Source organism: Vagococcus fluvialis bH819 (genome assembly GCF_900163795.1).
GTDB lineage: Bacteria > Bacillota > Bacilli > Lactobacillales > Vagococcaceae > Vagococcus > Vagococcus fluvialis_A.
In genome coordinates this window covers 64,961-86,104 of sequence record NZ_FWFD01000003.1, presented here as the reverse complement: position 1 = coordinate 86,104, position 21,144 = coordinate 64,961, and the positions used below count along the sequence as shown (strand labels likewise).

The window sequence follows — 21,144 nt, the reverse complement described above, 5'->3', positions numbered from 1 at the left end:
TTACTATCATACGAATTTTGAGAGGAAATAACATAAACAAACGTGATAAATTGCACAAAAATTGGACAAAAACTAAATTTTGTCCAATTTTTGTGTTTGATTTTGGATGATTAATTCAAACATACCCTTTGTTACGCGCTCGATTCTTGTAATTAATTGATCTTTTGGCTCATCAAGACGAGTCGTTAACCAATGAATAACTTGGGCAACGATACCCCGTCCGTAAAAATCAGCGATTTGTTCTTTTAACTCCGTAGCCAATACTTTTTCACTATAGGATTGACTCATAATAGAAACGAGCATTTGGTAAGTAATATTATAAAGAAAGATTTCCAATCGATCACGATTAAAAGAATGGAAAGTATTTAAACAAAATTTGCGGTTTTCTTCAGTGTAATTAAGAACACTTAGCAAACCATCATTCCAAGTATTAAGATCTTCATAATTTTCTAACCCTTTAACAATTTCATTATCAAAGGTCCAAGCAAGAAGTTCGTTAATATCTGAAAAATGATAGTAAAAAGTATTTCTTGACACACCAGCTTCTGCAGTGACATCATTAATGGTTATTTTTTCAAAGGGAATATGATTCATTATTTCTTTGAGAGCTTGTGATAAAGCTTTTTTAGTTAAGTTCATAGTGAAATAGCTCCTTTTTTTACATAACTATATTATAATTTGAATTGAAGAAGAAAACAAAGAATTTAATAAAAAATTGTCAGTTACATTTAAAACTGCTACACTAAAAAATAATATGGCTAAACGAGGTGAAAAAATGGCAACCATCAAGGATATTGCAAAATATACAGGGGTCAGTCCCACAACTGTGTCAAATGTGATACATGGTAGAGACGCCAAAGTATCAATTGAAACAAAAGAAAAAGTTAATAAAGCATTAAAAGAGTTAAATTATACAGCCAACATGGGAGGTCGATTACTGGCTAATCATGGTTCTCGAATCATTGGTGTTATTATTCAGGATACAGAAGCAGTTAATGAAGCCTTTTTTGATAATCCTTATCACGGAGAATTAATTCAAACTTTAGAAGCTAAGATCAAAGAAGCTGGCTATTTTATGATGTTTCATCGGGTCTCTGATTTTGAAGAAGGAGCTAAGTTAGCAGATATGTGGAATTTAGAAGGGTTAATTGTTTCTGGGACATCTGCTAATGATATTAATAAGTGGCAAACTCGAGTTTCTGTACCAATTGTTTTTATTGATTCTTACGGACAGGGGATCAATCGCCCTAAATTAAATGTTGGAATAGATGATCGTGCGGGTGCTTTAAATATGACAAAATACTTACTTAGAAAAGGTTATTCTGATATTGTCTTTATTGCTAAAAGTGACTCACCATCTGATTGGAAAGGCTTAGATTTAGAGCGTTCACTGGGAGTTAAAGAAGCCATGGAAGAAGTTAATTTATTACCAAAATTCGTGAGTATTCCAACAACATATACGAATTATGGCACATTTATTAAGCGGTTTTTGTTACCCATAGTAAGGAATGAAACAGTTTTTTTCTGTTCTTCTGATCTATTAGCAATTCAGGTTATTTCAGAGCTATATAAAGAGGGGATAACAGTTCCAAATGATATTTCTATTGTTAGTTTTGATGGAACAGCATACTCTAAATACGCGACCCCACAAATTACTAGTATGCGCCAAGATGTTTTTGAAAAGGCAACAGCAATCATGACTTTAATGGTTGAAAATATAGAAAAAAACAATCAAAAAGAGCAGTCAAAAGAAATTAAAACGGTGCTAGTTGAAGGTGGATCTGTTAAGAATATCAGAAACAAGTGAAAACGTTTTACAAAATAATTGACTATAAAAAATAAAAATGTTATATTTTATGCAGGTGTTGCGAAACACTTGGTTAGAAGTTTTTATTTTTTTATTAAAAGGTGTTACGTAACACCTTAGGAGGGAAATTATGAAAAGTTTAAAGTTAAAAGGAATTTTTGTCGTTGGTTTCAGTTTATTGCTACTTTCTGGATGTTCTTCAAAAGAAGCAACAGATAAAGTGACAATTGAAGTATTTAATAATAAATCAGAGAATCAACAAATTATGAGAAGCTTTATCGAAGAATATGAGGAAAAGAATCCAAATATAAAAGTAGTATTCAGTTCACCACCTGATGCGGGAACAGTTCTTAGAACGAGATTGGTAAAAAATGATATTCCTAATATTATTTCTTATGGAGGGGACATAACCTATACAGAACTTGCTAATGTAGGAATGTTAGAAGATTTATCAAAAGAAGATTTTGCTAATAATATCGTTCCTGCTTATAAAGAAATGACGATTGATTTACAACAAGAAAAAGATAAATTATATGGTATTCCATACGCAACCAATGCGTCAGGAGTTATTTATAATCAAGAATTATTTGATCAATATAATTTAGAAATCCCTAAAACGTGGGATGAATTTATTGCGGTATGTGAGTTATTTGAAAAAGAAGGGATTACTCCAATTGAAGCAACCTATAAAGATGCGTGGACATTGTCTTCATTATTCAATCCAATGGCAGGAATTTTAGCCAATGATGAATTAATGACTGATCGAAAAATAGGTAAACAAAAGTTTGTTGATGGTTGGGTGGAGCCGATGGAGCAAGTTTCTGAGGTCATGAAGCATACCCAAAAAGATGCTATGGGAACTGGATATGCTGACGGCGTTCAAGCATTTGCTAAGGGAAAAGCAGCCATGTTGATTAATGGAACCTGGGCAATCCCAGAAGTCCAAAAAGCAAATAAAGACATGAAAGTAAGCATCTTTGCTTTACCAGCTAGTAATGATGTGGCTAAAAATAAAGTCACAAGTGGTGTAGACGTGATGTTTATGATTGGTAAAGACACAAAAAATCAAAAGGAATCAAAAGATTTTATAAATTTCCTTTTAGAAAAAGAACAAGCGCAACGTTATGTAGATGATCAATTTGCCTTTTCAGCCCAACAAGGAATTAAACAAAAGGACCCAGCATTGACACAAGTTAGCCCGATGATTGAAGCTGGGAAAGTAAATGATTTTATTGATCATTTCTTACCGAATGGCTATGACATGGCAGCTTTATTATCTGAATTTGCTTTAGAACAAAACAAGGCACCAGATAATACAACTAAGAATATAAATAATACGCTGAAAAAAATGGATAAAGCGTATGATGCAGCAAATATTGAATAGGGGGAGTTAAAAAATGAGAAGTGGTCGAAAAATACATCCAGCATTTTATCTCATGGTAGTACCAGTCGCAATTCTATTTTTTATTTTCCACACGATTCCATTTTTACAAGGAATTTTTTATAGCTTTACTAATTGGCGTGGCTATGGTGAGTGGGATTTTGTTGGATTTAAGAATTACTTACACATGTTTCAAGATGCAGATATTTTAAATAGTTATGTATTTACGTTTAAATTTGCTATTATTTCAACAATTTTGGTAAACATAATTGGTTTATTTTTAGCTATTGGATTAAATTCAAAAATTAAATTCCAAAAAATTCTTAAAGCCGTTTATTTTCTACCATATATGTTAGGAACATTAATTATTGGTTTTATTTTTAATTTTATTTTTGCTCGTTTAGTTCCTGAATTTGGAATTGGGGCTGGTATTGAAGCTTTAAGTGTCAATATTTTGGGGACAGAATATGCGTGGGTAGGAATTGTGATAGTCACCGTATGGCAATCTCTAGCTTTTACCACTTTAATTTACCTATCTGGTCTGCAAACGGTGGATCAAGATATTTATGAAGCAGCAGATTTAGATGGTGCGAGCGGTTTTACTTTATTCAGAAAAATCACTTTCCCTCTGCTAGCACCATTCTTTACCATTAATATGGTCTTATCAGCTAAAGGTTTTTTAATGGCATTCGATCAAATTGTTGCTATGACAAATGGAGGACCAGGAACATCAACGACATCTATTTCCCTTCTTATCTATAAAAAAGGATTCACAGGTGGGCAATTTGCGTATCAATCAGCTAACTCAGTGGTGCTTTTCCTAGTAGTTGTGATTATTTCAATCGTTCAACTTAGAATTTTGGAGAAAAGAGAGGCGAATATGGGATGATGAAAGAGAAAAAGAAAAATATTTTAAAACGAAGCAATGGAACTGTTAATTGGCCTTTGACGATTTTTTTAATGGCTTTAGCCATGTTCACAATTATTGGGCCTCTCTATATGACGCTAATGATAGCTGTGAAAGACCCAAGCCAAATGGATTCGATTCTGAGTTGGCCAACAAGTTTTCATTGGAGCAACTTTACCGATGCGTGGAAATTAACGAACTACCCTGAGAAATTTAAAAATACTTTTATTATTACAGGAATTAATTTGATTTTTACGATCTTTACGAACAGTTTAGCCGCTTATGCGATTACTAGAAAAAGATCTCATTCTAAGTTCTTTAACGCTTTGTACTATTATTTTATTAGTGCTATGTTTATTCCTTTTAATGTCATCATGTTACCTTTAGTAAAGCAAGCATCTATGTTTAATTTAGATAATTTAGCAGGAATCACATTTTTATATATTATTTTCGGTTTACCAATGAACACATTTTTATACACAGGTTTTATTAAAAAAATACCTGTAGCAATGGACGAAGCAGCAGAAATAGACGGAGCTTCACCTCTACAAGTTTTCTGGTACGTCATTTTTCCTATGCTAAAACCAGTTCATGCTACTGTAGCGATTTTAAGTTTTATGTGGACTTGGAATGACTTCCTGATGCCTTTAATTTTCTTAAGTAAGCCAGAACAACAAACCTTGCAATTATCTCAATATATATTCCAAGGTCAATTTTCAACACAGTATAACTTAGCATTCGCCTCTTACTTATTAGTTATTTTACCTGTATTATTAATCTATATTTTATTTCAAAAATGGATTATTGCTGGTGTAACTGACGGGGCAGTCAAATAAAAGTGAAACAATAAAAATATATGGAGGTTTTTTCATGACAGTTAAACAAAATAAATGGTGGCAATCAGCCGTACTTTATCAAATTTATCCAAGAAGTTTTCAAGATACAACAGGAACTGGTGTGGGAGATTTACGTGGAATTATTGAACGTTTAGAATATCTAGAAAAATTAGGGATTAATGCTATTTGGTTAAGTCCAGTATATAAATCACCAAATGATGATAATGGCTATGATATCAGTGATTATGAGGATATTATGGAAGAATTTGGAACAATGGCTGATATGGATGAGCTGATTGAAGAGGCAAAAAAACGTGATATTCGCATTATTATGGATTTAGTGGTTAACCACACATCTGATGAGCATGCTTGGTTTGTAGAAGCTAAAAAAGGCAAAGATAATCCTTTCCGTGATTTTTATGTCTGGCGTGACCCGGTAAATGGAGAAGCTCCAAATGATATGGAATCTACCTTTAGTGGGAGTGCATGGCAATTTGATGAAGCGAGTGGCCAGTATTATTTACATTTATTTAGTAAAAAGCAACCTGATTTAAATTGGGAAAATGAAACAGTTCGAAATAAAGTCAATGACATGATGAATTTCTGGTTAGATAAAGGTGTGGGTGGGTTCCGCATGGACGTAATTGACTTGATTGGTAAAATTCCAGATGAAAAAATCACAGGAAACGGTCCTAAACTTCATGATTATCTAAAAGAAATGAATAAAGCAACTTTTGGCAATCATGATGTGATGACTGTGGGTGAGACTTGGGGTGCAACACCAGAAATCGCTAAAATGTACTCAGATCCAGAACGTCATGAGTTATCAATGGTCTTCCAATTTGAACACATTGGCTTAGATCAAGAGCATGGCGAAGGTAAGCATAAATGGGACTTAAAACCATTAGAGATGAAAGATTTAAAAGAGGTTCTTTCCAAATGGCAAACGTCTTTAGGGAATCAAGGATGGAATAGTTTATTCTGGAATAATCATGACTTACCTCGCGTGATTTCTCGTTGGGGAAATGACCAAGAATACCGTGTTGAAAGTGCCAAAGCTTTTGCTATCTTACTCCACATGATGAAAGGAACACCATATATCTATCAAGGCGAAGAAATTGGGATGACAAATTATCCTGTTTCAAGTATTGATGAAGTAGAGGATATTGAAAGTGTGAACATGTATCATGATCGTATTAGTCAAGGTTTCTCAAAAGAAGAAATTATCACGTCAATTAATGCGAAAGGACGTGACAATGCGAGAACACCAATGCAATGGAATACATCAGAAAATGGAGGATTCACAACAGGAACACCTTGGTTACATGTGAATCCGAATCATCAAGAAATTAACGTGGAAGCAGCTTTAGCTGATAAAAACTCAGTCTTCTATACCTATCAAAAATTAATTCAGTTGAGAAAAGATCACCCAATCGTTGTTTGGGGTGAGTATGAATTACAGGAAACAGCAGACAAAGTGTTTTCATACAAAAGAACTTTTGAAGATAAAACATGGTTAGTCGTAGCTAATTTATCAGATGACGTACAAGAATTTACAACTGAAGATGTAGTTAAAAATATCTTGATTGAAAATATGACAACACCAAGTAGTTTAGTAAATATCAAATTAAATCCTTGGCAAGCATTTTCAGTAGAAATATAAAAAATAAATATTCAGATTAACACTAGTATTTAAAAAAATAGATGGATTGGCGTTAAGTCAACTTCATCTATTTTTTTTGACTATCTTTAAAATTAAATTATCCCTAAATTTTTTAAAAGTTAGTCGCTTTTTTGAATGATAATGATTAGAATAGGTAAGTAAATAAAAAGCGCTTTTATAAATGTAGGAGGTTTTTGTTAGTGAAAGAAGTTGTAATTGTATCTGCCAAAAGAACAGCAATCGGTAGTTTTGGAGGTAGTTTTAAAGATATATCAGCTGTAGAATTAGGTACGCAGTTGGTTCAAAAAAGTCTAGCAGAAATAAACTTAGCCGCTAATTTAATTGATGAAGTAATTATGGGAAATGTATTATCAGCTGGCTTAGGTCAAAATATAGCTAGACAAATAGCAGTAAATGCCGGTGTTCCGATAGAGGCATCTGCTTTTACAGTTAATAAAGTTTGCGGTTCGGGATTAAAAGCTGTCATATTGGGAGCTCAATCTATTCAATTAGGAGAGAACGAAATTGTAATTGCTGGTGGAACTGAAAGCATGAGTCAATCACCCTATATTGTTCCGAATCACCGTTTTGGTCAAAAAATAGGAAATGGCACAATGATTGATACAATGATGAAGGACGGTTTAACGGATGCTTTTGATGAGCTACCAATGGGAAATACGGCAGAAAATATTGCAGAGTTGTATCACTTTACTAGAGAAGCACAAGATGAATTCTCAGCAAAAAGTCAACAAAAAGCAGAAGTTGCGATTAAGTCAGGAAAGTTTAAAGATGAAATAATACCGATTGAAGTGCCAACTAGAAAAGGGAATCCAATTTTAGTTGAGACGGATGAATTTCCAAGGTTTGGCTCAACAACAGAAACACTTGCTAAATTAAGACCGTCATTTAAAAAAGAAGGTAGTGTGACAGCAGGTAACTCATCAGGTATTAATGATGGGGCAGCCATGGTTATTTTAATGACATTAGAAAAAGCACAAGAATTAGGACTTGAAATTTTAGGGAAAATAACGTCATATGCAACAAGTGGTGTAGACCCAAAAACTATGGGTATTGCTCCAGTTAAAGCCACTCAAAAAGCATTGGAAAAAGCAAACAAACAAGTAACTGATTTGGATTTGATTGAAGCTAATGAAGCCTTTGCCTCACAATCATTAAGTGTGATAAAAGAATTAACAATAGATCCATCAATAATAAATGTCAATGGTGGAGCAATCGCACTAGGTCACCCAATTGGGGCAAGTGGTGCGCGTATTTTAGTTACTTTACTTCATGAAATGAAAAAAAGAGAAGTCCATACTGGATTAGCAACCTTATGTATTGGTGGTGGACAAGGTATTTCTTTGATTGTGGAGAGATAAAAATAAAAAATAGAGTGGATCAAAGGTCGTTTCTTCCGAGCTACTGGAGGTAAAAATAAACAAGCACTCTTTTATCCATTGACTATAAAAAATATTTGTATAAACAAGACAGAGGCTGACAGTTGGTTAGCCTCTTATTTTTGTGATTCGAACAACCAACATATATTTGACTTTATTCAGGAAACAGCGTACAGTCGAATTAACAAATGACCACCGTCTTACGTTAGGTGAGGCTCCTATATAGAAATATGCTACTGCCCTGCAAACTATCCAGAGATTTTTGTATGGGTCAACAGGAACTGTCGAATAAGGCTTTTCTTAATGTAGCTGATAGTAATTATCTACGCTATATAGTGCTAAAACTCCACGAAGAGATTAACAGAATCTGCTTTTTAGTGAAGCCAATTTTCTGGCACTCTCCAAGTTGGGGGTGTCTTTTTGTGTTTAAGATAAGAAGTTACTAAAAATGAAAGGGTGGGAGATATGAAAAAAGATATGACAAATACAAACAAGGATATGGAGTTAAAAAAATTAGCGACATTATCTGACCGTGAGTTGATGATGGAGTTTCGAACATCACCCAGTGGTTTAACTTACGAAGATGCAACGAACCGTTTAGAAGAGTATGGTGAAAATAAAATTGATATCCAAAAACCAGATGCATGGTTTGTTATATTGATTAAGTCGTTCATGGATCCTTTTATTTATGTTTTATTTGGTCTGTTGGTCGTATCGGCTTTAACAAGAGATTATGAGGCAGTGGTTGTCATGGCGCTCATGATTACTGTCAGTGCAATTATTCGTTTTGTTCAGGACATTAAGGCTCAAAAAGAATCCTTGGCTCTTCAAAATCTAGTGAAACATACCTGTGGCATTAAAAGAAATAATAAGATAAAAGAGATTCCGATGGAAGAGGTTGTTCCAGGAGATATCGTTTACTTATCAGCAGGAGACATGATCCCTGCCGATAGTTTATTGATTTGGACAAAAGATTTATTCGTTAATCAGTCTTCACTGACTGGTGAATCAATGCCAGTGGAAAAATATGAATCCAAAAAAGTAACTGTTACATCTATAGATGCAAGCTCAGCGATTGATCTTTCTAACCTTGTGTTTATGGGGACGGATGTATTAAGTGGGCAAGCAGAGGCGATTATCCTTAAAACAGGACAACAAACTTTTTTTGGTGATATAGCTAAGCATGCTAGTACTAAAAGAGAATTAACCAATTTTGACCGTGATTTAAAACATATCAGTAAATTACTCATAAGAATGGTCACAATTTTATTTCCAATAGTGTTCTTAATAAATGGAGTAATGAAAGGTGACTGGACGCAAGCTTTCTTCTTTGCAATTGCAGTAGCAGTAGGATTAACACCAGAGATGTTACCGATGATTGTAACCAGTAATCTTGCTAAAGGGTCGCAAGCTTTGGCTAAAAAGAAAGTTATTGTCAAAGAATTGAATGCTATCCAAAATTTAGGAGCAATGAATATTTTATGTACAGATAAGACAGGTACTATCACAGAAGATCGAGTTGTATTAGTAGAACACGTTAGCCCACTTGGTGAAGATGATGATCCTAAAGTATTAGACATGGCTTTTTTAAATTCAAATTATCAAACTGGTTGGAAGAATTTAATGGATCATGCCATAATTAACTATTACGAAACACATCCTGAGAAAGATGCAGAAAAAAATATTGAGAAAATAGATGAAATTCCTTTCGATTTTTCAAGACGTCGATTGACGGTTGCGTTAAAACAATCAGATCACCATTTGATGATTACTAAAGGTGCTGTTGAAGAGATGATTGAAGTATGCTCTCATGTAGAGATAGATAATGAGATTATTCCACTAACAGATGAGTTACTTAATCAAATGAATGAAGTAAATATCAAAATGAATCAACAAGGAATGCGTGTGATCACTGTAGCTTATAAACGAGATGTTCATAGTGAAGCCACCTATACAGTAGCAGATGAAAAAGAAATGATACTAGTCGGATTTGTTGGTTTTTTAGATCCTGCTAAACAATCAGCAATAGAAGCCATATCTTCCTTACATCAACATGGTGTGAATGTAAAAGTCTTAACTGGTGATAATGAAATAGTCTCAAGAAAAGTCTGTGGAGATGTGGGTATTGAAGTTGATCGCGTTTATGTAGGCAGTCAGCTAGACCAGTTGTCAGAAGCAGAATTTGAATTAGCAGTTAATGAGACCAATCTTTTTGCCAAACTAAACCCAATGCAAAAAGCAAAAATTATAAAAACACTCCAAAATCAAGGGAATACTGTTGGTTTTATGGGAGATGGTATCAATGATGCGCCGGCTTTAAGAACAGCTGATATCGGAATATCTGTCGATACGGCAGCAGATATCACAAAAGAAGCGAGCTCTATTATTTTACTTGAAAAAAGCTTAACGGTACTAGAAGATGGTGTTATTGAAGGTCGAAAAGTATTTAAAAATATGATGAAGTATATCATGATTACTATTAGTTCAAATTTCGGGAATGTTTTTTCAGTTTTAATTGCTAGTGCATTCTTACCATTTTTACCTATGTTATCATTGCAACTATTAGTCCAAAATTTGATATATGATATTTCGCAGCTTGCAATGCCTTGGGACAATGTCGATGAGAGTCAAATTATGGAACCTGTTAAATTTGATACAAAAAATTTATTTAAATTCACTGTTTTTATTGGTCCAATTAGTAGTATTTTTGATCTTATCACTTTTGGTGTCATGTGGTTTATTATTGGTGCTAATACAGTAGCTGATCAAAGTCTTTTTCAAACAGGTTGGTTTTTAGTAGGTTTAGTTAGTCAGACTTTGGTTGTTCATATGGTCAGAACAGAAAAAATACCTTTCCTTCAAAGTAGAGGAAGTGTGTCAATGGTACTTATGAGCTTACTAGCTGTTATCACTGGAGTAATGATTGTCTTAATAGAACCGCTAAGAAATGCATTTGATTTTACAGCGTTACCAGGTGATTATTGGGGATGGTTGATAGGGATCGTTGCTATGTACATGATTTTAATTCAGTTTGTGAAAGTTAAATATATAAAAAAATATAATAACTGGATTTAATAAGCATAGTTATATTCTTCACTATCTTGATTGGAAAACGAAAAAAAGAAAACATATTTATTAAAAAAAGAACTTATAATCTTCAATATAAGTTCTTTTTTTTATTTTATACTCCTTTAATAGAACAGTGATTAGTAGATGAAAAACAATAAGAATGATGAAGTAACATAGTGTTTTAATGCTTTCAGAAAATTGCTATATAACAGTTAGAAATATTTTTTAAAACAGAATGATACAGAAGAAGTTTAGGAAATTGTAAAAAAACAAACAAAGTTCGTTTGTATAGTGAAAACGATCACTATCTATTGATCGCTGATTCTAACAGCTTTTTAATGAAAAGAATTCAGAGTTAATTACTTGCATTCATTAATTTGTCGTGGTAACTTATAGGTGTCGAAGCGAAAGAAAATGATACAGTTTTTCTTTCTGTTTGAGAACAAAATGAAATTGTAATAAGAGAGGATTGTGCAACAGTATGGCTAAGAAAAAAGTAAACCCACTTGATTTTGCAGCATTTCTGGAAGGTATAGATGAAAACTTCCCAACTGTACAAGTATTAGATGTCAACGGGAAAGTAGTAGATGAAAGTTTAGTACCTGATTTATCAGATGATGAGTTAGTAGAATTAATGAGTAGAATGGTTTGGTCTCGTGTGCTTGATCAACGTTCAACTGCATTAAATCGTCAAGGTCGTTTAGGATTCTTCGCTCCAACAGCTGGACAAGAAGCAAGTCAATTAGCAAGTCACTTTGCTATGACTAAAGAAGATGTTTTACTACCAGGTTACCGTGATGTTCCTCAATTAATTCAACATGGTTTACCATTAAAAGAAGCTTTCCTTTGGTCAAAAGGACATGCTGCAGGTAATGAATATCCAGAAGACTTAAAAGCTCTTCCACCACAAATTATCATTGGTGCTCAATATGTTCAAGCAGCAGGTGTTGCTTTAGGACTTAAAAAACGTAACAAACCAAATGTAGCCTTTACATATACAGGTGACGGTGGTTCTTCACAAGGTGATTTCTATGAAGGAATTAACTTTGCAGGAGCTATGAAAGCCAACGCAGTATTCTTTATTCAAAACAATGGCTATGCTATCTCTACACCTCGTGAATTACAAACAGCAGCAACAACATTAGCTCAAAAAGGTTTAGCAGCTGGTATTCCAAGTATTCAAGTTGATGGTATGGATGCTTTAGCAGTTTATAAAGTAACAAAAGCAGCACGTGACTGGGCAATCGCTGGAAACGGTCCTGTTTTAATCGAAACATTAACTTACCGTTATGGTCCACATACATTATCAGGTGATGATCCAACAAGATATCGTTCTCAAGAAACTGATGATGAATGGGCTGCAAAAGACCCATTAACTCGTTTCCGTATTTACTTGACTGAAAAAGGTTTATGGTCAGAAGAAAAAGAAGAAGCAGTAATCGAAGCAACAAAAGAAGAAGTTAAAGAAGCAATTAAAGCAACAGATGCTACACCAAAACAAAAAGTATCAGATTTCTTGAAAAACATGTTTGAAGTTTCACCACAAAGTATTCAAGAACAAATTGATATCTACGAAGCAAAGGAGTCGAAATAAATCATGGCACAAAAAACAATGATCCAAGCAATTACAGATGCTCTAGCTTCAGAACTTGAAGCAAACAAAGATGTATTAGTATTCGGTGAAGATGTAGGTAATAACGGTGGGGTTTTCCGTGCTACTGAAGGCTTACAAGCAAAATTTGGTGAAGATCGTGTATTCGATGCACCTTTAGCAGAATCAGGTATTGGTGGTTTGGCTTTTGGTTTGGCATTAGAAAACTTCCGTCCAGTTGCAGAAATTCAATTCTTTGGATTTGTCTTTGAAGTAATGGATGAAATCGTTGCTCAAATGGCACGTACTCGTTACCGTATGAGTGGTACAAGAACAATGCCAGTTACAATCCGTGCGCCATTTGGTGGTGGAGTTCATACACCAGAATTACATGCTGACAATTTAGAAGGATTGATTGCTCAATCTCCTGGTATCCGTGTTGTTATTCCAAGTAACCCATATGATGCTAAAGGATTACTAATTTCTGCTATTCGTGACAACGATCCAGTTGTTTTCTTAGAACATATGAAATTATATCGTTCATTCCGTGATGAAGTACCAGATGAGTCTTATACTGTTCCTTTAGATAAAGCTGCAGTAGCTAAAGAAGGATCTGATATTTCTGTTATTACTTATGGTGCAATGGTTCGTGAATCACTTAAAGTAGCTGAAAAATTAGAAGCTGAAGGCATCTCTGTAGAAGTTATTGACTTACGTACAGTTGCTCCTTTAGATGTAGCAACAATTATTGCTTCTGTTGAAAAAACAGGACGTGTAGTTGTCGTTCAAGAAGCCCAAAAACAAGCAGGTGTTGGTGCACAAGTTGTTTCAGAAATCTCAGAAAGAGCTGTTCTTTCATTAGAAGCTCCAGTTGGTCGCGTTTCAGCTCCAGATACAGTTTTCCCATTCGGTATGGCAGAAAATGCTTGGTTACCAAATGCATCTGATATCGAAGCGAAAATTAAAGAAATCCACGCATTTTAATTAAGTGCTTGAAACAAGATAGAAGGAGAGAAAACTAAAATGGCTTTTAAATTTAAATTACCAGATATTGGTGAAGGTATTGCAGAAGGCGAAATCGTAAAATGGTTCGTTAAAGAAGGCGATACTATCAACGAAGACGATACAATGTTAGAAGTACAAAACGATAAATCAGTAGAAGAAATTCCTTCTCCTGTAACAGGTAAAGTTCTTAAAGTAGTAGTAGCTGAAGGAACAGTAGCAAACGTAGGTGACGTATTAGTAGAAATCGATGCTCCAGGGCATGAAGATGATACTGAAGAAGCGGCTCCAGCCGTTGAAGCAGCACCAGTTGCAACGCCAGCAACAGCTCCATCTGGCGGTGTTTTCCAATTCAAATTACCAGATATTGGTGAAGGTATTGCAGAAGGCGAAATCGTAAAATGGTTCGTTAAAGAAGGCGACACAATCAACGAAGACGATACAATGTTAGAAGTACAAAACGATAAATCAGTAGAAGAAATTCCTTCTCCTGTAACAGGTAAAGTTCTTAAAGTAGTAGTAGCTGAAGGAACAGTAGCAAATGTAGGTGACGTATTAGTAGAAATTGATGCACCAGGACACAATAATGCGGCTCCAGTAGCACCAGCTACAACGGCAGCACCAGTGGCTGAAGCAAAAGCAGCAGCATCAACGACTCCAACTGGCGCACCAAGCAAACGCGTTTTAGCTATGCCTTCAGTTCGTCAACATGCACGTGAAAAAGGTGTGGATATTACTTTAGTAACGCCAACTGGTAAAGGTGGACGTGTTGTTAAATCTGATATTGATAACTTTGGTGGTGCACCAGTTGTAGCAGCAGTTGAAACAACAACAGAAGCAGCAACTTCAACAGCGAAACCAATAGCAGCAGCGAAAGCAGCACCAGCACCATTTGTGGGCGCTCCTGAAGCTGAAGTTCGTGAAAAAATGACACCAACGCGTAAAGCCATTGCTAAAGCGATGGTTAACAGTAAACATACTGCACCTCACGTAACCTTACATGATGATGTAGAAGTTTCTGCACTTTGGGATCACCGTAAGAAATTTAAAGATGTTGCAGCAACAAGAAATACTAAATTAACATTCTTACCATACGTTGTTAAAGCCTTAACAGCTACTATGAAAGAATTCCCAATCATGAATGCATCAATTGATGATACAACAGATGAAGTTGTTTACAAAAACTACTTCAATATCGGTATCGCAACTGATACAGATCATGGTTTATATGTACCAAACGTTAAAGATGCTAACACTAAGAGCATGTTTGATATTGCTGATGAAATCAATGCCAAAGCAGCTCTTGCAATCGAAGGTAAATTAACAGCAGCTGACATGCGTGGTGGAACTGTCACAATCAGTAACATCGGTTCTGTTGGTGGTGGTTGGTTCACACCAGTTATTAACTACCCAGAAGTAGCTATCTTAGGTGTTGGTACAATTACACAACAACCAGTTGTTAATTCAGATGGTGAATTAGCTGTTGGCCGTATGATGAAATTATCATTAAGTTTTGATCACCGTATTGTCGATGGAGCAACTGCTCAAAAAGCTATGAATAACATTAAACGTTTATTAGCTAATCCAGAATTATTATTAATGGAAGGATAAGGTGAGTCGAACATGGTAGTAGGAGATTTCGCAGTAGAATTAGATACAGTTGTTATTGGAGCTGGACCTGGAGGATACGTTGCAGCGATTCGTGCCGCACAAATGGGTCAAAAGGTTGCTATCATTGAACGTGAATACATCGGCGGCGTTTGTTTAAACGTCGGCTGTATTCCTTCAAAAGCCCTAATTAACGCTGGACATAGATTCCACGAAGCTAAACATGCTGAAACATTTGGTATTACAGCTGAAAACGTAACATTAGATTTCGCTAAAACGCAAGAGTGGAAAGACAACGGTGTTGTTAACAAATTAACAACAGGCGTTAAATTCTTACTTAAAAAGAATAAAGTTGAAGTTATCGAAGGTGAAGCATTCTTCGTTGACGAAAATACATTACGTGTAATGACTGAAGAAAGTGCTCAAACTTATTCATTCAATAACGCAATCGTAGCAACTGGTTCTCGTCCAATTGAAATCAAAGGTTTCAAATTTGGAAAACGTATTATTGATTCAACTGGTGGTTTAAACTTAACTGAAGTACCTAAAAAACTTGTCATCGTTGGTGGTGGAGTTATTGGTGCTGAATTAGGTGGAGCATACGCTAACTTAGGTTCAGAAGTAACTATTTTAGAAGGTTCTCCTCAAATTTTACCAACATTTGAAAAAGATATGGTTAAACTAGTTGAAAAAGATTTTAAAGAAAAAGGTATTACAACTGTAACTAAAGCGATGGCTAAAGAAGCCATTGACAATGGTGACAGCGTAACTGTTAAATATGAAGCTAACGGTAAAGAAGAAGCAATCGAAGCTGATTATGTTATGGTAACTGTAGGCCGCCGTCCAAACACGGATGACTTAGGTTTAGAAATCTTAGGTGTTGACATGACTGATCGTGGATTAGTTAAAGTTGATAACCAAGGACGTACAAATGTGAAAAGCATTTGGGCAATTGGTGATATTGTTGCTGGAGCTGCTTTAGCTCATAAAGCAAGTTATGAAGCTAAAATTGCTGCTGAAGCTATTTCTGGTAAAGCAGTCGCTGTAGACTACGTAGCAATGCCTGCTGTAGCCTTTACAGATCCAGAACTTGCAACAGTTGGTTATACTGAAAAAGAAGCTAAAGAAGCTGGCTTAGACGTAAAAGCTTATAAATTCCCATTAGGTGGAAATGGCCGTGCTATTTCTCTTGATAAAATGGAAGGTTTTGTACGTTTAGTAACAACTAAAGAAGATAATGTTTTAGTTGGTGCACAAGTTGCCGGAGTTAGCGCAAGTGATGTTATTGCTGAATTAGGAATCGCTGTTGAATCTGGTATGAACGCAGAAGATATTGCTTTAACAATTCACTCACATCCTTCATTAGCAGAGGTAACAATGGATGCTGCTGAATTAGCATTAGGTTTACCAATCCACATGTAAGAAACAAGTAGAAACAAATGTCCGGACGTAACTTATTAATATAAGTTTTAAAATAGAGGCTAGAATAGAACTTTTAGGAGTTCCATTCTAGTCTCATTTTTTAATTATTTTTTAGCTAGCCATTCTCTTTTCAAAATGCCAAAAATTAGACTATCTGTCCATTCACCTTTATTCCAATAATCTTCAATATGGTGGGCTTCTTTTCTCATAAATAGATTTTCGCATAGTCGAGCAGATTTAAAATTTCGAGCATCCACATCAGCATAAATTCGGTGTGTCTCTTTATTTAAAAAGAGGTAGTCGAAAGTGGCTGTTAATGCTTCAAGTGCAAAGCCTTGATGAGCGTAGTCAGAATTGAAAATATAGCCTATTTCAATTGTATCTTTCATATCACATGAAATAATAGATATTTCACCGATTGCTTTATTTTTAAAAACAACGGAGAGTAATGTGGAGCTTCTTTTAAGAAAGCTTTTATTCTCTAATTTGGGTTTAAAGTTTTCATCCATATTGTCTTTGTTCCAAGGCTCGTTTAAAAGATAACGGCAATTTTCTTCATCTGAATAAAAAGCAAAATAATCGGTGATATCTTCTTGAATGATGGGTCTTAAAATAAGTCTTTCTGTAGTTATGTTCATGTTAATAACCCTTTCTATTGTAAATTTGTTGACTAAATTGTACCATAGATAGAAGATATATAGAGTATAATAATAAATAAGTTTCATAAAAATAATTGGTAAAATTTTAGGAGGAAACATAATGTTAGGTATCGGGTTAATAGTGGCAACACTAAAATTTGGAATAGGATTTTTTATAGCAATTATTTTAGGAATTGTTGTGACAAAAAATAAAAAAAGTATTTTAAAGAAATCAGTTAAATCAAGTCTTTTCTATTTGTTGGTAAGTTTTATTTACGTTTATTTTTCTTTACCGGCACAATCATTAAGTAGTCTATTGTTTAATAATATTGTGTCATTTTTGATTGGGATGTTTTTTGTATTGTTTATGACAGGAACGACAACGAAAATATCTGGTTCCAAAGATAAAAAAGGGACACAAATTTCTTTTAATTCACCTAAAATAATTAGAAATAGTACAATTATTGCTGTTCTTTTAGCGATAGCCTATTTTATTATTATTCCAGTCGGTCGTATCTTAAGTACAGATGAAATTTATGAGACTATTTCAGTGAAGAAAGTAACTGAAACAGAGGAATTAAAATCAACTAAAGAAACACCGATTGCCATGTCAACTAAGAGTGCTCGCAACAAGATGCAAAAAATGATGAGTAGTGTACCTAATTATAGTGCGTATGAATTGGGTACAACAACGGCACAAATGATTGATGATGAGTATGTTTATGTTTCAGCATTGGAGTATAGAAGTGTTTGGAAATGGAATCGATTTAAACAAGTTCCTGGTTATTTTAAAATAAGTGCCACAAACATAAATGCACAACCTGAGTTTGTTGAAAAAGGAATGAAGTATGTACCAAGTGGTTACTTATGGCAAGATGCAGAGCGAAAAATTTATTCTAAGTCATCTAATCTAGCAAGAACTGGTGTAGTGAATTTAGAGATAGGTGAAGACGGCACACCATACTATGTTCAAACACTTTACAAAGAATATGGTATTAGCGGTAAAAAACGTTACGATAAATTTCAAACAGCTATTTTAAACGCGGAGACAGGCGAAACTAAAATTTATAATTTAAAAGATGTTCCTAAAGAAATTGATGCACCGATTACAAGTTCTGTAGCAAGTAGTATGAATAGTTATTATGGAAAATATGGTAAGGGTTGGTGGAATAGTCTTTTTGCTAAAGACGATGTGAAACAACCAACGTCTAATGGTATTTATTCATCAGGTGCTGTCACACCATTAATGTCAAAAAATGGTGAATTACTCTATTTTACTGATTTTACCAGTGATGATGAAAAGCAAGACAGTGCGTTAGGTTATAGTTTAATTAATGCTAGAACGGGTGTCATGGAATTCTACCGTGATAAAAAAGGCATGATGGACAGTGATGGTGCGATTCAAATTGCTGAAAAAATATACCCTGAAAAGAAATGGGAAGCCAAAATGCCAATTCTTTATAATATCGAAGGAATGCCAACTTGGATTGTTTCGTTGCTTGATACAAATGGAATTTTTAAAGGTTATGTTTATATTTCAGCGACAGATAGTGATATCTTAGTTGATGGGAATGATGCAGAGAAAACATTGCAAGCATTTAAAGTTAAATTGAGCTTAAAAGGAAGTAATAACAAAAACACCAGTAAATCTGATGCTAAAAAAGTAACTGGAAAAGTCAAACGAGTGAATAAAATCGTGATTGATGGCACAGAAACAGTCTCTTTTATGTTAGAAGATGATAAGCAAGTGTATACCATTAGCACCGCAAATAATGTTTATAGTATGTTTTTAAAAGAAGGAGATCAAGTGTCGTTTGAGGCGAATATCAGTAGTGATAATCCAATGACAACGATTGATGATATTACGATTGAAGAAGTGACACCGATTAATTAATAAAAAACTTTTGTCATTTATTAATTTTTCCTTTTAATACTAAAATTTTTTCTTTAAAATTGACATCTAAAACCAAACATTGTAAAGTATTTGTTGGGCACCCTTTTAATAGGGGAAGAAGTTAACGAAAATATCCGCTCCCTTATTCAATAAGAATAAGGGAGCTTTTTCTTATTTCTAAAGCTTTACCAAAAGAGAAGAAAGAGGGAAGACAAATGACAAAATATATTTTCGTAACAGGTGGCGTTGTGTCATCAATCGGTAAGGGAATCGTCGCAGCATCATTGGGGAGACTACTTAAAAATCGTGGACTAAAGGTAACAATTCAAAAATTTGATCCTTATATTAATATTGATCCGGGAACAATGAGTCCGTATCAACATGGGGAAGTTTTTGTCACAGATGATGGGGCGGAAACGGATTTAGATTTAGGACATTATGAACGTTTTATTGATATTAACTTAAATAAGTACTCAAATGTAACAACAGGTAAAATTTATTCAGAAGTGTTACAAAAAGAGAGAAGAGGCGAATACTTAGGTGCTACTGTCCAAGTAATCCCTCATATTACCAATGAAATTAAAGACAAAATAATGCGTGCTGCTAGTACAACAGATTCTGATATCATCATTACAGAAGTTGGGGGAACAGTGGGAGATATTGAGTCACTGCCATTTTTAGAAGCGTTACGTCAAATCAAATCAGATGTCGGTCCTGAAAATGTGATGTATATTCATACAACCTTAATTCCTTATTTAAAAGCAGCAGGCGAGATGAAAACAAAACCAACTCAACATAGTGTGAAAGAGTTAAGAAGTTTAGGAATTCAACCTAATATTTTAGTGATTAGAACAGAACAAGAAGTTTCAGAAGGAACCAAAGAAAAATTAGCCCAATTTTGTGATGTGCCAAAAGAAGCGGTGATTGAATCTCGTGACGTAGATACGTTATACTCAATTCCTTTAAACTTACAAGCACAAAATATGGATCAAATTGTCTGCGATCATTTAAAAATTGAGGCACCAGCTGCTGATATGACAGAGTGGAAACAATTAGAACAACGTGTCTTGAATTTAGAGAAATCAGTAAAAATAGCTTTAGTTGGTAAATACGTTGAATTACCAGATGCTTATCTTTCTGTCGTCGAAGCGTTGAAACATGCTGGTTTTGAATCGAATTCAGACATTGATATTAAATGGGTGCAAGCAGAAGAACTTACAGAAGAAAACGTGTCAGAATACTTATCAGATGTGGATGGAATTTTAGTTCCTGGCGGCTTTGGAGATAGAGGATTAGAAGGGAAAATCGAAGCGATTCGTTTTGCTCGTGAAAATGATGTGCCATTCTTAGGGATTTGTTTAGGGATGCAAATGGCTTGTGTGGAATTTGCTAGAAATGTTGTAGGACTTGAAGGAGCTGCATCAGCAGAGACAACACCGGATACGGACCATAAAATTATTGACTTAATGAAAGACCAAGAAAATATTGAAAACTTAGGTGGTACCTTACGTTTAGGTTTATATCCATGTCAGATTAGACCGGAAACTAAAACTGCTGAAGCTTATAATAATCAAGAAGTCGTTGAAGAAAGACACCGTCACCGTTATGAATTCAATAATGATTATCGTGAAATGTTTGAGGCAAAAGGTTTAACATTTTCAGGCGTTTCACCAGATAATCGTTTAGTTGAAATCGTTGAATTATCAGATAAAAAATTCTTCGTAGCAGCACAGTTCCATCCAGAGTTAATTTCCAGACCGACAAAACCACAAGCTTTGTTTAATGGATTTATTAAGGCGAGTTTGAAATAGAAAATTTATCATTATATATAGAAAAGGAGTCTTAAAAAGGCTTCTTTTTTTATAGAATATTTCTAATTTACTTTTCTGTTTAACAAAGACTATTCAACACATTTTTTGGTGTAGTTTA

15 protein-coding genes and 1 riboswitch are annotated in these 21,144 nt (G+C 34.5%); of the genes, 13 read left to right on the top strand and 2 right to left on the bottom strand.

The window, feature by feature from the left end:
- Positions 1-72: 72 nt before the first annotated feature.
- The gene (locus FM121_RS00740; protein ID WP_086950247.1) at positions 73-639 is read right to left on the bottom strand and encodes a TetR/AcrR family transcriptional regulator C-terminal domain-containing protein; all 567 of its coding nucleotides are present in this window, start codon (positions 637-639) and stop codon (positions 73-75) included.
- 136 nt (positions 640-775) lie between these two features.
- On the opposite strand from FM121_RS00740, the gene FM121_RS00735 reads away from it, so the two are divergent.
- The 11 genes from FM121_RS00735 (at position 776) to lpdA (ending at position 16,683) form a co-directional block, all read left to right on the top strand.
- Positions 776-1,807 (top strand): LacI family DNA-binding transcriptional regulator, encoded by a 1,032-nt coding sequence (locus FM121_RS00735; protein WP_179203758.1) that lies wholly within the window; start codon positions 776-778, stop codon positions 1,805-1,807.
- Between the two features lie 130 nt (positions 1,808-1,937).
- Complete coding sequence (locus tag FM121_RS00730; RefSeq protein ID WP_086950245.1) at positions 1,938-3,191, top strand: ABC transporter substrate-binding protein; 1,254 nt, start codon at positions 1,938-1,940, stop codon at positions 3,189-3,191.
- Positions 3,192-3,204: 13 nt separating this feature from the next.
- Entirely contained in the window at positions 3,205-4,077 is an 873-nt protein-coding gene (locus FM121_RS00725) for a carbohydrate ABC transporter permease (protein WP_086950244.1), read from the top strand.
- A complete protein-coding gene (locus FM121_RS00720; RefSeq protein WP_256958383.1) occupies positions 4,074-4,931 on the top strand; it encodes a carbohydrate ABC transporter permease in 858 nt (285 codons plus the stop codon). Before FM121_RS00725 ends, FM121_RS00720 begins: the two co-directional genes overlap by 4 nt.
- Before the next feature lie 34 nt (positions 4,932-4,965).
- A complete protein-coding gene (locus tag FM121_RS00715) occupies positions 4,966-6,594 on the top strand; it encodes a glycoside hydrolase family 13 protein (protein ID WP_086950243.1) in 1,629 nt (542 codons plus the stop codon).
- Positions 6,595-6,794: 200 nt separating this feature from the next.
- Positions 6,795-7,973, top strand: a complete 1,179-nt coding sequence (locus FM121_RS00710; protein ID WP_086950242.1) for an acetyl-CoA C-acetyltransferase — start codon at positions 6,795-6,797, stop codon at positions 7,971-7,973.
- 212 nt (positions 7,974-8,185) lie between these two features.
- Positions 8,186-8,354, top strand: a riboswitch (M-box (ykoK) riboswitch).
- 93 nt (positions 8,355-8,447) lie between these two features.
- On the top strand, positions 8,448-11,066 hold the full coding sequence (gene mgtA, locus FM121_RS00705) for a magnesium-translocating P-type ATPase (RefSeq protein WP_296746233.1): 2,619 nt from the start codon (positions 8,448-8,450) through the stop codon (positions 11,064-11,066).
- Positions 11,067-11,541: 475 nt separating this feature from the next.
- A complete protein-coding gene (gene pdhA / locus FM121_RS00700) occupies positions 11,542-12,654 on the top strand; it encodes a pyruvate dehydrogenase (acetyl-transferring) E1 component subunit alpha (protein WP_086950240.1) in 1,113 nt (370 codons plus the stop codon).
- A 3-nt stretch (positions 12,655-12,657) separates the two neighbouring features.
- Entirely contained in the window at positions 12,658-13,635 is a 978-nt protein-coding gene (locus FM121_RS00695) for an alpha-ketoacid dehydrogenase subunit beta (protein ID WP_086950239.1), read from the top strand.
- A gap of 39 nt (positions 13,636-13,674) precedes the next feature.
- Positions 13,675-15,264: a dihydrolipoyllysine-residue acetyltransferase gene (locus FM121_RS00690; protein WP_086950238.1), complete on the top strand. Its 1,590-nt coding sequence runs from the start codon at positions 13,675-13,677 to the stop codon at positions 15,262-15,264.
- A gap of 12 nt (positions 15,265-15,276) precedes the next feature.
- Positions 15,277-16,683: a dihydrolipoyl dehydrogenase gene (gene lpdA, locus FM121_RS00685; protein ID WP_086950237.1), complete on the top strand. Its 1,407-nt coding sequence runs from the start codon at positions 15,277-15,279 to the stop codon at positions 16,681-16,683.
- 104 nt (positions 16,684-16,787) lie between these two features.
- On the opposite strand, the gene FM121_RS00680 is transcribed toward lpdA, so the two are convergent.
- On the bottom strand, positions 16,788-17,321 hold the full coding sequence (locus tag FM121_RS00680) for a GNAT family N-acetyltransferase (protein ID WP_179203757.1): 534 nt from the start codon (positions 17,319-17,321) through the stop codon (positions 16,788-16,790).
- Between the two features lie 121 nt (positions 17,322-17,442).
- On the opposite strand from FM121_RS00680, the gene FM121_RS00675 reads away from it, so the two are divergent.
- Together FM121_RS00675 and FM121_RS00670 are read left to right on the top strand one after the other, a co-directional pair.
- On the top strand, positions 17,443-19,215 hold the full coding sequence (locus FM121_RS00675) for a DNA-binding protein (protein ID WP_256958382.1): 1,773 nt from the start codon (positions 17,443-17,445) through the stop codon (positions 19,213-19,215).
- Positions 19,216-19,430: 215 nt separating this feature from the next.
- Positions 19,431-21,026, top strand: a complete 1,596-nt coding sequence (locus FM121_RS00670) for a CTP synthase (protein WP_086950235.1) — start codon at positions 19,431-19,433, stop codon at positions 21,024-21,026.
- The last annotated feature ends 118 nt before the right edge of the window (positions 21,027-21,144 follow it).